Source organism: uncultured Arthrobacter sp. (assembly GCF_902805515.1).
Taxonomy (GTDB): Bacteria; Actinomycetota; Actinomycetes; order Actinomycetales; family Micrococcaceae; genus Arthrobacter_D.
Genome location: NZ_CADCTE010000080.1, coordinates 1 through 11977, shown reverse-complemented (window position 1 = coordinate 11977; position 11977 = coordinate 1). Strand labels below are relative to the sequence as shown.

Annotated in this window: 8 protein-coding genes and 1 pseudogene; 5 read left to right on the top strand and 4 right to left on the bottom strand. The window is 69.3% G+C overall.

The window, feature by feature from the left end:
- Positions 1-273: 273 nt before the first annotated feature.
- Positions 274-675, top strand: coding sequence for a YccF domain-containing protein (locus tag QZX79_RS07030; protein ID WP_294566618.1), 402 nt, complete (start codon positions 274-276; stop codon positions 673-675).
- Positions 676-808: 133 nt separating this feature from the next.
- Here the strand turns inward: QZX79_RS07030 and QZX79_RS07025 are convergent, their stop codons facing one another.
- Positions 809-2806: a penicillin-binding transpeptidase domain-containing protein gene (locus QZX79_RS07025; RefSeq protein ID WP_294566614.1), complete on the bottom strand. Its 1998-nt coding sequence runs from the start codon at positions 2804-2806 to the stop codon at positions 809-811.
- Between the two features lie 197 nt (positions 2807-3003).
- Here QZX79_RS07025 and clpB point away from each other — a divergent pair, with 197 nt between their 5' ends.
- A complete protein-coding gene (clpB, locus tag QZX79_RS07020; RefSeq protein ID WP_294566611.1) occupies positions 3004-5616 on the top strand; it encodes an ATP-dependent chaperone ClpB in 2613 nt (870 codons plus the stop codon).
- 39 nt (positions 5617-5655) lie between these two features.
- On the opposite strand, the gene QZX79_RS07015 is transcribed toward clpB, so the two are convergent.
- Positions 5656-7194, bottom strand: a complete 1539-nt coding sequence (locus QZX79_RS07015) for a septum formation family protein (RefSeq protein ID WP_294566609.1) — start codon at positions 7192-7194, stop codon at positions 5656-5658.
- A 290-nt stretch (positions 7195-7484) separates the two neighbouring features.
- On the opposite strand from QZX79_RS07015, the gene QZX79_RS07010 reads away from it, so the two are divergent.
- Complete coding sequence (locus QZX79_RS07010; protein ID WP_294566606.1) at positions 7485-7721, top strand: DUF3073 domain-containing protein; 237 nt, start codon at positions 7485-7487, stop codon at positions 7719-7721.
- Between the two features lie 76 nt (positions 7722-7797).
- Here QZX79_RS07010 and QZX79_RS07005 read toward each other — a convergent pair whose 3' ends face one another.
- Together QZX79_RS07005 and QZX79_RS07000 are read right to left on the bottom strand one after the other, a co-directional pair.
- Complete coding sequence (locus QZX79_RS07005) at positions 7798-8982, bottom strand: ROK family transcriptional regulator (RefSeq protein ID WP_294566603.1); 1185 nt, start codon at positions 8980-8982, stop codon at positions 7798-7800.
- An 88-nt stretch (positions 8983-9070) separates the two neighbouring features.
- Positions 9071-10126 carry a LacI family DNA-binding transcriptional regulator gene (locus QZX79_RS07000; protein ID WP_294566598.1) on the bottom strand — a complete coding sequence of 352 codons (1056 nt, stop codon included), beginning with the start codon at positions 10124-10126 and terminating at the stop codon, positions 9071-9073.
- Positions 10127-10289: 163 nt separating this feature from the next.
- Here QZX79_RS07000 and QZX79_RS06995 point away from each other — a divergent pair, with 163 nt between their 5' ends.
- Both QZX79_RS06995 and QZX79_RS06990 read left to right on the top strand, forming a co-directional pair.
- On the top strand, positions 10290-11591 hold the full coding sequence (locus QZX79_RS06995) for an extracellular solute-binding protein (RefSeq protein ID WP_294566596.1): 1302 nt from the start codon (positions 10290-10292) through the stop codon (positions 11589-11591).
- 8 nt (positions 11592-11599) lie between these two features.
- A pseudogene (locus QZX79_RS06990) lies at positions 11600-11977 on the top strand (sugar ABC transporter permease); the annotation flags it as partial.

Below are 11977 nucleotides of genomic sequence, written 5' to 3'. Positions count from 1 at the left end.
AACCACGCTTTGGTGGCGTGAAAGAGTGGTTAGCTGCAGTTTCGGGGCCGAGGTGACTCGGTGGGCTTCAGTTTCCGGGAGGTATCGAGGGGCGCGCATGGGTGCCGGGCTCTTCCGCCGAGTTGGCAGCTAACCACGCTTTGGGCGCGTGAAAGCGTGGTTATCTGCAGTTTCGGCGCGTGAAAGCGTGGTTAGCTGCAGTTTCGGCGGGGGCCAGGGGGTCGGGGTGCAGATCCCGGGACGCTGTGCCCGGCGATGCGCGACAATGGGCCCATGAATACACTCCTGAACGTGATCTGGCTGCTCTTCGGCGGCATCTGGCTGGCTCTCGGCTACTTCGCCGCCGGAATCCTGTGCTGCGTCCTGATCATCACGATCCCCTTCGGAATCGCCTCCTTCCGGATCGGCCTCTACGCCCTGTGGCCCTTCGGGCGGACAGTGGTGGACCGCGGCGGGCAGGTGTCCTTCTTCTCCACCCTGGGCAACATCATCTGGCTGCTCGTCGCGGGGATCTGGATCGCCATCGGGCACGTCCTCACGGCGATCCCCATGTTCGTGAGCATCATCGGGATTCCCCTGGGCATCGCCAACCTCAAGCTCATCCCCGTGTCACTGATGCCGCTGGGCAAGGTCATCGTGGAGACGCGCGGCACTCGGATTCCCCAGTACCGCTGACCCGGGGCCGGGAATAGCGCCAAGGCACCGGACGCTGGGATGCGCCTCGAAAACGCCGCCGAGTTGGCAGCTCACCACGCTTAGACAAGCTCGAAGCGTGGTGAGCTGCACTTTCGGCGGAGGCGGGTGGCTCCTAGGAGCCGGCTCCCCGAAGGAACGCCTCCATGAGGGGCCCGCCCGAGGTCGAGCCGAGCTCGCCTTCTTCGACGAAGACCGCCACGGCGAGGTCGCCCTGCAAAGCGACGATCCACGCGTGGGTGCGCGGCGGGGTCTCGCTGCCGAACTCCGCGGTCCCGGTCTTGGCATGCACGGGATCGCCCGGGACGCCGGCGAGCATGCCCGCGCCGCCCTCGGTGACGACGGCCCGCATCAGCGTGCGCAGGGTGGCGGCCTCCTCCGCCGTCAGTTTGCTGGGTTCGGCCGGCGCGTTGGTGGACTTGGAGGCATCCTCCGACGGCCCGGAGGACGGGGACGCCGACGAGGACGCCGACGGGGACGCCGACGGCGCGGAGTCCGACGGCGACGCGTCGTCCTGCCCGCCCGCCAGCACCGTCGGGGTGACCCTGGCGCCCTTGCCGACGCTCGCGGCCATGGTCGCCAGCGCCAGCGGGGAGACGAGGATTTCGCCCTGCCCAATCATCGACGCGGCGTGCGCGGTGCCCTCGGCCTCGGTGGGCACGACGCCGAAGAAGGCGGGCGTGCCGATGGAGGCTTCAACCCCGATGCCGAGGTCGGCGGCGGCCGAGGCGAGTTCCTGCTGGGACACCTGATCGCGGTTGGAGATGAACCCGGTGTTGCAGGACTGCGCGAAGCTCTGGAGCAGCGGGATCGTTCCGGTGAACTGCGCGGGGTAGGTGCTCGCGTTGTTGAAGCTGCGCCCGTCGACGGTGAGCTCGGCGGGGCATTCGGTGGGGGACTCCGGGGTGAGGCCCTTGCGCAGCAGCGCGAGGGTCGTCGCGATCTTGAAGGTGGATCCCGGCGGGTACTGCCCGAGCAGCGCGGTGGGCAGGCCTTCACTGCCGGGCCCGTTCGCCGCGGTCAGGATTTCCCCGGTGCTCGGGCGGATGGCGACGATCGAGGACGCCGAGGGCTCCTCGGCAAGGGTGTTCTCGGCAAGGGTCTGCAGCTTCGCGTCGAGCGTGGTGGCGAGCGGCTTTCCATCGACCGGCGGCTTGGTGAACAGCGTCTGGGACCGCAGGGCGTCGCCTTCCCCGATGAGCCCGGTGATCATGATTCCGGGGGTTCCGGCAAGCAGGTCGTTGTGCTGGCGCTGCAGGCCGGACAGGCCGGTGATGTCGCCGGCCTGGAGTTTCCCGCCGGACTGCTCGATCAGTTCGGCCGTCGGTTCCCCGACGGTGCCCAGCAGTTCGCGGGCAAAGGAGCGGGTCGGGGCCAGTTCGCGGAACTCCTGAAGTGCGACGGCCCCCGGGATGGCGTCGATGGCGGCGCGGTCGGCCGCGAGCGGGGAGTCTTCGCGCAGCACAATGGCTTCGACGAACGCCTCCGCGCCGGCGGCGGCCACCTGCTCCGCGTAGGGGGCCGGGTCAAGCTCCAAGACCCCAGCGAGCGCCCTCGCGGCGGCGTCTTGCCCCTCCTCGGGGGCTTTGGTCTTGTCGATGCCGACCCGCAGGACCGGGCGCTGGGTGACGAGCGCCTCGCCGTTGGCGCCGGTGATATCGCCCCGGTCGGCAGGGATTTCCTCTCGGGCGAGGCGCTCGTCGACCCGGAGCTTCGGGACGAAAATGGCCGGGTCCCATTCGGCCTGCCACTCGTCCTCCTCCCGGGAGAGCTCCACCGATGTCGAGTACGTCCAGTCCTCGTCCGAGGCGTCGACGTCCCACACGTAGTCGAGGGTGGCGGTGGCGGTGTCCTCACCGGTCGACTCCACACCGTCGACGGCGACCTTGGGCTTCAGGGGCGCGAGCGCCTCGGTGATGGTGCCGAGGTCCGTGGTGACATCTTCGGCCCGAACGACGGTGAAGGCGGAGCCCCCGACGTCGAGTTTCGAGAGGCCTGCTGCGAGCTCTTTCGCGGCATCGGCGGCGCTCGGCCGGTCGTCGGCGCAGGCGGCGAGCGAGGCCGCCAGGACGGCGGTGGTCAGGACGGCGGTCAAGCGATGAAATTTCCCCATCGGGCCATTATGGCCGACAGTGGCTCCTTCCCGAACCGGGTTCGAACGAACGACGGCGGACCGGGCGGCGGCCGGCAGATTCGCTGGAGGCGAACCGGGCATAAAATTCCGCGCGACAAGGTTGAGTCAGGTACACTCAACTTAGATTTTGGAAGGTGTTCCGAGCAGGAACATCGTCGATAGCGAAGGATGGGTCCATGGACGCAAAATTCACCACCAAGAGCCAGGAGGCTCTTTCGGCTGCGGCGATGAACGCTTCGACGGCGGGCAATCCCCAGGTCGAAACGCCGCATTTCCTCAAGGCGCTGATGGATCAGCGGGAGGGCATCGCCGTGGCCCTGCTCAAGGCCGCCGGCGCCTCGCCCGACGACATCAGCGTGCAGGCCAGCACGGCCATCCGCGCCCTGCCCTCCTCCTCGGGGTCGAACGTGGCCCAGGCCCAGTTCTCCCGGGGTGCCCTGCAGGTGATTTCCGCTGCCCAGCAGGAGGCCGAAGCGCTGGGGGACCAGTTCGTCTCCACCGAGCACCTGCTGCTCGGGCTCGCCGCCGATTCCGGCCCCGCCGGCAGGATCCTGCGCGAGGCCGGAATCTCCCGTGACGCGCTCGCCGCCGCGCTCCCCGGAGTCCGGGGCGACCGCAGGGTGACCTCCGCCGACCCGGAGAACACCTTCCAGGCCCTCGAGAAGTTCGGCGTCGACCTGACCGAGCTGGCGCGGGCGGGCAGGCTCGACCCGGTGATCGGGCGTGACTCCGAGATCCGCCGCGTCGTGCAGGTGCTCTCGCGCCGCACCAAGAACAACCCGGTGCTGATCGGTGAGCCCGGCGTCGGCAAGACGGCCGTCGTCGAAGGCCTCGCGCAGCGCATGGTCGCCGGGGACGTCCCGGAGTCCCTCCGCGGCAAGTCCCTCATCAGCCTCGACCTCGGCTCGATGATCGCCGGCGCCAAGTACCGGGGCGAATTCGAGGAGCGGCTCAAGGCCGTGCTCGAGGAGATCCGCTCCTCCAACGGGCAGGTCGTCACCTTCATCGACGAGCTGCACACCGTGGTCGGGGCCGGTGCCGCCGAGGGCTCGATGGACGCCGGCAACATGCTCAAGCCCATGCTCGCCCGTGGCGAGCTGCGCCTGATCGGCGCCACGACCCTTGACGAGTACCGCGAGAACGTGGAGAAGGACCCCGCGCTGGAGCGGCGCTTCCAGCAGGTCTACGTGGGGGAGCCGTCGGTGGAGGACACCATCGGCATCCTGCGCGGGCTCAAGGAACGTTACGAGGCCCACCACAAGGTCTCCATCGCCGACTCCGCCCTGGTGGCCGCGGCGACGCTGTCCGACCGGTACATCTCCGGGCGGCAGCTGCCGGACAAGGCCATCGACCTCGTCGACGAGGCCGCGTCGCGCCTGCGCATGGAGATCGACTCCGCCCCGGTGGAGATCGACGAGCTGCGCCGCGCCATCGACCGGATGCGCATGGAGGAGCTCGCGCTGGAGCGTGAGACCGACGAGGCCTCCCAGGAGCGGCTCGAGGACCTGCGCGCGGTCATGGCGGACCGGCAGGAGCAGCTCTCCGCGCTCAACGCCCGCTGGGAGGCCGAGAAGGCGGGCCTGAACCGGGTCGGTGACCTGAAGGCGTCCCTCGACGAACTGCGCTCGCAGGCCGACAAGGCCCAGCGCGAGGGCGATCTGGAGACGGCCTCGCGGATCCTGTACGGCGAGATTCCGCAGGTGCAGCGGGAGCTCGACGCCGCCCAGGCCGCCGAGCAGGAATCGGCGGGGGAGGCCCCGGAGCTGATGGTGGCCGAAGAGGTGACGGCCAATGACATCGCGGAGGTCATCTCGGCGTGGACCGGCATTCCCGCCGGCCGCATGCTTCAGGGCGAGAGCCAGAAGCTGCTGCACATGGAGGAGGTCATCGGGTCCCGGCTGATCGGCCAGTCCAAGGCGGTCGCGTCGGTCTCGGACGCGGTGCGCCGTGCCCGGGCCGGGGTTTCCGACCCGAACCGGCCCACCGGCTCCTTCCTGTTCCTCGGCCCGACCGGTGTCGGCAAGACCGAACTCGCGAAGGCGCTGGCGGACTTCCTGTTCGACGACGAGCGCTCCATGGTGCGCATCGACATGTCCGAATACTCCGAGAAGCACTCGGTCGCCCGGCTCGTCGGCGCGCCTCCGGGCTATGTCGGCTACGAGGAGGGCGGCCAGCTCACCGAGGCGGTGCGCCGCCGTCCCTACAGCGTCGTGCTGCTCGATGAAGTGGAGAAGGCGCATCCGGAAGTCTTCGACATCCTCCTTCAGGTGCTCGACGACGGCCGCCTGACCGACGGACAGGGACGCACCGTGGATTTCCGCAACGTCATCCTGGTGCTGACCTCCAACCTTGGCTCGCAGTTCCTGGTGGATCCCTCACTCGATGACGCGGCCCGCCGCTCGACCGTGATGGCGACGGTGAACGCCAGCTTCCGGCCGGAGTTCCTCAACCGGCTCGACGACGTGATCATCTTTGACGCGCTCAGCCTCGATGAGCTGTCGAAGATCGTCGACCTTCAGGTGGAGGCGCTGGGCAAGCGGCTGCAGGAGCGCCGCCTCACCCTCGAGGTCACGCCGGCGGCCAGCGAGTGGCTGGCCCTCACCGGGTTCGACCCGGCCTACGGGGCCCGGCCCCTGCGCCGGCTCGTGCAGCGGGAGATCGGCGACCAGCTCGCCCGGGGCATCCTGGCCGGGGAGATTACCGACGGGGACCGGGTCCTCGTCGACCGGGACGGCGATGGAAGTGCCGACGGTCAGCGGGAGGGGCTGAGCCTGCGCGCCGTCGCCTAGGCACGCAGGCCCCGCAGCTCTCCTCAGGCGGGCCGGAGCCTACTCGGTGAGCAGGCTCCGGCTCAGCGTTGCATCGTCCTGCAGGACGGCGAAGCAGTCAACCCGGCGGTCGCCGTCGGCCCAGGTGCCCTCGGTGGGCGTCACGCGCAGCAGTTCGATCCTGCCGGCTCCGGCCGCGACGCCTGAGTCGATCGGGGCGGTTTCACAGGCCGCGTCGGCCCGGGCCCCAAGCTGGCCGCGGCCGGGGAATTCGGCGTCATCCGGGTAGAACTCCGAGGCGATCAGCTGGGCCCGGTGCGGCGTCGAGCAGGTCACGATGGTGACATCGCTCTCGATGTCGGTGAAATCGAGGAGGCAATGCCCGGCGGTCAGCACCGACGGCGGCACCTCTTCGGCGATCACTCCGTCGGCGCCGGCCGCGGTCGGGATGTCCTCCGGCGACTGGGGGTCACCCGCGCCGGTCAGACCGCGCACCAGGCTGACAGCCAACCAGGCGAGCAGGGCCAGGACCGCGACACCGCCGAGGACAAGGAGCGCCACCGGGCGCCGGGACTTCTCCCGACGCTCACGGGACCGCGCCCGCCGCGGGCCCACGGGGTCGCCGGCGTCGCCGGCCGGGGCCCAGGCGGACCGCCGGGCACCGGGCTCGGCCGACGGACCGGCGGTCTCCTTGCCACCGGAAGCGTTACGGGAGACGGCGGTTGCGCCGGCCCGTCCGGCGGCGCCGGACGAAGCCGCGGGGCCGACCCCGAGAGCGGCCGGATCGGTTCCCGCGAGGAGGCCGGAGTGGGCGGCACCCGATCCGACCGCCACCGTTTCAAGGACGGGGTCGAGGCGGAGGTCCTCGGTATCGTCGGCCGCGGAAGCCTCGGGTCCGCCCGTGCCGGCGTCCTCGGCGGAACCGTCCGCGGACGCGTTGGAGACGGACGGATCTCCGGCGGACCGGCCCGAGGTGGATCCCGCGGAGCTGTTGGGAGCGGCCCGCTCCCCGGCGGGCCCGGCCAAAGGCTCGTCGCCGGAAGGGGTGTCCCCGCCCCGGCCGTCCGGGATCGGCGAACCGGCTGATCCGCCGGCCGCGGAGGCGCCGGACCGGGGGCCACCGCTCTGGGTCCCGCCGCTCTGGGTCTTACTGCTCTGGGGGGTGGCTTCCGCCGCATCACCGGCGGGACCGCCCGCGGGTGCGGTGCCCGACGGCGCCGCCGTCACGGTCGGCGCGTTGGCAGGCAGGGGGCCAGCCAGGAGGGCGGCGTCCTCGGCCTCGTCCGCCACGGCCTGGGCCTCCGCCGCCGCGTCCTCGAGGGCTGCTGCCTCGGCGGCGGTCTTGCTGACGGACGCAGGTGCCAGCACCGGTTCGGCGAGCGTGAGGTCCTCCGCCGTCACCGACAGCTCGGGTTCCCCCGGGGCGCCGGCAGCGGTGGCTTCCGTGTCGCCCGCGGGCGCGACGGCATCAGTATCCAGGTCCGCATCCAGGTCCGTATTCAGGCCCGCATCCCGGGGCGCATCCTGGTGCCCGCCGGCGTCCGGCTTCCCCTGATCCTCCGGACCACGCTGGGCGTTCTCCCGATTCTTCGTAGCCAACCGTTGTCTCCTCGGAGGGTTTTCGTTCTGCGCCCGGAAATGGGCCCTTAGGGCAGAACTCTATCCAAATTTCCGGCGCTGGGGCCCCCGCCTTCACCGCCCGGCGCGCGGCCCTTCCGTGCGATCGGGGGCCAGCGCGTCATGCTGGTCACAACGGCACGCGGACACACGGGAAAGCATGTAACCTATAGTTACGATAAATTGACCAAATACTCCGGGGCCTCGCTGCAGCCTTGGGCCTTTGTGCCCCAGTGACCACCTCCGGATCGACGCACAAAGGGGGTCACGCCATGGGGCGCGGCCGTCAAAAGGCAAAAGCTACCAAGCAGGCCCGGGACATGAAGTACTTCAGCCCGGCGACTGACTATTCGGCACTGCAGCGCGAGCTCACAGGCCCCGGGAGTCGTGCGTCCAATCGACGCAGTGAACCTCTCGAACCGGTGGAACCGGACTATTCGGAGTATGCGGACAAATACGCCGATGACCTCGACGACGACGAGGAGAGCGGTTCCCGCCGCACCGGCTGACTTCGCTCCGCCCTCCCGCCGACGTCACGTGGCGCATCAGCCCCTTCGGGGGCGATGCGCCATTTCGTGCTGTCCGTCAACCCTCGGTGGGCACTCCCGCTTCGGAGGGTGATGCGAGGAGCGGCCGGAACGCGAGTTCCGCCGCACCGACCAGCAGAAGCTCCGGGCCCAGGGCGGCGCGCCGCACCTCGACCCCACCGGCAAGTGATCTGGCGCCGACCTGATCGGTGAGTCGTTGACCGTCAAAGTCGAACAGCGATCCCAGAAAGCCGCCCAGGACGATCAGCTCCGGATCGAAGATGTTGACGAAATTCACCAGGGCGACGGCGAGGAGGTCGAGCTGGCGCTCCGCTTCAGCGCGGACCGCGGGGCCCGGCCCGGCGGACAGGACGCCCTCAAGCGCCTCGATCCCCCCACTCTCCAGGCCGCCGGCGTCGAGCAGCCGCTCGAGCCGGACCTCCGCGTCGAGGCATCCGGACCGCCCGCAGTGGCAGGGCGAGCCGCCCGCGCGGACGAGGGTATGGCCTAGTTCGCCGGCGTATCCGCGGCTGCCGCCAACCTGCGTGCCGCCGGCGATGATTCCCCCTCCGATGCCGCTGGCACTGCCATTGAGGTAGACAGCATCGGCCACCCCGACCGCCGCGCCGAAGATGCTCTCGGCCAGCGCGCCGAGGGCGGCATCGTTGGCGGCTACGGCGGGCAGGCCGAGTGCGGTGCCGAAGGGTCCCGTGAGGTCGGCGTCCCGCCAGCCCAGATGCGGCGCGACGAGCACGCGTCCCGCGGACGCGTTCACCAGCCCGGGAAGGGCGATGCCGACGCCCAGCACCGGTTCCAGCCCGGCGAGGACGCCGTCGAGGTCGGCAACGATATCGCAGCTGAGCCGTACGGCGTCCTCAAGCGACGGCACGCCCTGCGTTTCACGGCGCACCCGCGTGTGCACCCGGCCGCCCAGGCCGACCACACCGACCGTCAGGGCATCGATGTCCGGATTGACCGCGATCACGGCGACATTGGGATTGGCCTGCACGATCGGGCTGGGCCGGCCCACCCGGCCGGCCATGGGCGGTTCCGACTCCTGCACGAGGCGCTTTTCCGCCAGCGCCGACACCAGGGCGCCGACGGTCGACCGGTTGAAGCCGGTGCGGCGGGTCAGTTCGGCCCGGGACAGCGGGCCCCACCGGTGCACCATCGTGAGGATCTGGGACAGGTTTTGGGTGCGCAGGCCCTCGGTGCCGTTTGCCGCTCCCGGGGTTGACCGCACAGCTGTCAGTTCTCCTTCGTCCTGCAGGAGCCTTCTGCGCACCTGGCCGAGCCCCCATCGTATCCAGAAGCGGTGGCGTGTCCGGCGCTCACGCGGGACGGCGCAGGGGATGTTTCCCCTCCGCCGCAGCCGCCGGGGCAGCGGTGCTCTGGCGCACCACGAGGCTGGTTGCAAGGTCGAGCCGCAGGTTGTTGGGCCGCTCGCCGTCGCGCAGCCGCAGGACCATGCGGGTGGCTTCCTCGGCCATCTGGATGAGCGGTTGATGCACCGTGGTCAGCGCGGGGCTTGACCACTGGGCGAGCTGCAGGTCGTCGTAGCCCACGACCGACAGGTCCTCCGGAACCCGGAGCCCGAACTGGCGGGCGGCATCGAGCACGCCCAGGGCCTGAAGGTCGCTCCCGGCAAAAATCGCGGTCGGTGGGGTGGAGCCGCCAAGCAGCGTCAGGGCGTGGTCGCGTCCGCCGTCGACATGGAAGTTTCCAAACTTGATGAACTCCGGGTCGATGGGCAGGGAAGCCATGTTCATGGCCGAGCGGTAACCGTCGATCCGGGCAAGCGAACACATCATGTCTTCAGGTCCGCTGATGGCGGCGATACGGGTGTGCCCGAGGTCGATCAGGTGCCGGGTCGCCATCATGCCGCCGGACCAGTTGGCCGACCCGACGGAGGGAACGTCGGGAGCCGGGTCGCCGGCCGGGTCGATGATGACGAACGGAATGGCCCTCGCGTCGAGCTTCCGCCGGTAGTCCTGCGGCAGGTCGGAGAAGACCAGGACGACGCCGGCCGGACGCCTCGACATCACCCCTTCAATCCATTCGGGCCCTGGAGCGTGCCGGCTGCCCGTTTCGGTCAGCACCACGCTGAGGCCGTGCTCGCGCGCCACGTTTTCGACCCCGCGGATCAGCTCGAGCGCCCAGGCGCTCTCCAGCTCGTGGAACACGAGTTCCACGAGGCCGGCCCGGGTCGCGGAGGCCTTCCGCCGTCGGTAGCCGTGCTCCTCGAGGAGTTCCTCAACTTTCGCCCGGGTTTTCGGGGACACGTCGGTGCGTCCGTTGAGCACCTTAGAGATGGTGGACAGCGAAACGCCCGCGGCCGTCGCAAGCTGGGCCAGGGTGGTGCGCGGTTCTTCCGCCGGAGTCGACATGCGAACAGCATACCCTCGCGGCCCAGCGCGCCCCGGAGCACCGTTTATAGCGATTTGTGACCCTCCACACGTTTTGGCTTGCGTATCCGCCGGAGCGGTACATACACTCGTGGCATCAATAACTTTCGATCTTATTATCGAAACTTTCGAGAGGCGTTCAAAGATGAGCAACCGAACCTGGATGACGCGCAGCCTTGCTGGCGGCTCGGCTCTGATCCTGGGACTGACCCTTGCGGGGTGCAGCGGTGGAAGCGGCGGCGCGTCCAGCCGGCCCGAGAACGAACTCCACCTTGCCGTGTACGGAGACGCCGGCAACACGGTCGAGCAGGCCATGGTGGACAAGTTCAACGAAACCTCCGACGTGAAGATCGTGCTCGACACGATTCCCGGCGCGGACTACCAGACCAAGCTGCAGACGATCATCGACACCGATTCAGCCCCGGACATCTTCTTCAACTGGGGCGGCGGCAGCATCGCGAACTTCGTTGATGCGGGGCTCCTGCTGCCCCTCGACGAGTTCATCGAGGAGGATCCGCAGCTAAAGGACGCGTTCCTCCCGTCGGTCTTCGAAACGGCGGTCATCGACGACAAGGCATACGGCGTCCCAATGCGCGGCACGCAGCCGGTCATGCTCTTCAACAACTCCGAGGTGCTCAAGCAGGCCGGCATCGACGCCCCTCCCGCGACCTGGGACGAGCTGCTCGACGCCGTGGAGAAGCTGAAGGCCGCAGGCGTCACGCCCATCGCGCTCGGCGGCGGTGACCGGTGGCCCACGCAGATGTGGTTCCAGTACGTCTTCGACCGCGTTGCCGGTGAGGACCTGTTCCAGGCGGCGCTCGAGGGCGACACCAGCGTCTGGGACTCCGAGGAGAGCCGCGAGGCGCTCGGCAAGCTGCGCGAACTCATCGACGCCGGAGCCTTCGGCACCAACTTCGACTCCGTCAAGTTCACCGACGGCGGTTCCCCCGCCCTGCTGGCCAGCGGCCGTGCAGGCTTCGAACTGATGGGTTCCTGGGAATACTCCACCCAGCAGGACGCGGACCCGGCCTTCGCCGAGGAGGTCCTCGGCTACAGCGAGTTCCCCGCCATCGAAGGCGGCGAGGGAGACCCTGACAACCTCGCGGGCAACACCAACAACTTCTACTCGATCCACAAGGACACCCGGTACCCCGAGGAGGCAGCCGAGTTCCTCAAGCTGATGTACTCGGACGAGTTTGTGAAGGAGCAGGTCGCCATTGGAAACCTGCCGACCACCACGAACACCGAGAAGTTCCTCGATGAGTCGGCCGATCCCGAGTACGCAAAGTACCAGTTCGACCTCGTGCAGAACGCGCCGCACTTCCAGCTCTCCTGGGACCAGGCCTACCCGCCCGAGGCGACAGTGACGATCCACACCGCCGTGTCGCAGTTCTTCAGCGGCCAGATTGATGAAGACGGCTTCATCAAGGCAATGCAGGGTCTTTAGGACACGCCATGACAATGCTTGCTACCCGCAGGCGGTCCGCGCCGGGCGGCTCCACCGAGAGCCGCCCGGCCCGCTCCGGCGCCTCGTCAGTGGGGCGCCCGGGCTTCGCCTGGGCGCTGCCCGCCACCATCTTCTTCGCGCTCTTCGCCCTGGTGCCGCTCGCGGCGGTCGCCGTCCTGTCCTTCACCTCGTGGAGCGGGCTCGGCGATCCCCGGTTCGTGGGGCTGGAGAACTGGGAGACGCTGATCGCCGATCCCGTGATGCTCAAGAGCCTCTGGCTCAGCCTCCTCTTCATCGTCCTCGGCGTGGTCACCCAGACCCCGCTCAGCATCCTGCTGGGAGTGTGGGCGGCCGGCAACCAGCGCAACCGCGCAGTGCTCAGCGCC

What these genes read in the sequence shown, in the direction of transcription:
- QZX79_RS06995 (WP_294566596.1), top strand. Translation starts at nt 10,290, where the DNA reads ATGAGCAACCGAACCTGGATGACGCGCAGCCTTGCTGGCGGCTCGGCT.
- QZX79_RS07000 (WP_294566598.1), bottom strand. Translation starts at nt 10,126, where the DNA reads ATGTCGACTCCGGCGGAAGAACCGCGCACCACCCTGGCCCAGCTTGCG.
- clpB (WP_294566611.1), top strand. Translation starts at nt 3,004, where the DNA reads ATGGACGCAAAATTCACCACCAAGAGCCAGGAGGCTCTTTCGGCTGCG.
- QZX79_RS07010 (WP_294566606.1), top strand. Translation starts at nt 7,485, where the DNA reads ATGGGGCGCGGCCGTCAAAAGGCAAAAGCTACCAAGCAGGCCCGGGAC.
- QZX79_RS07025 (WP_294566614.1), bottom strand. Translation starts at nt 2,806, where the DNA reads ATGGGGAAATTTCATCGCTTGACCGCCGTCCTGACCACCGCCGTCCTG.
- QZX79_RS07030 (WP_294566618.1), top strand. Translation starts at nt 274, where the DNA reads ATGAATACACTCCTGAACGTGATCTGGCTGCTCTTCGGCGGCATCTGG.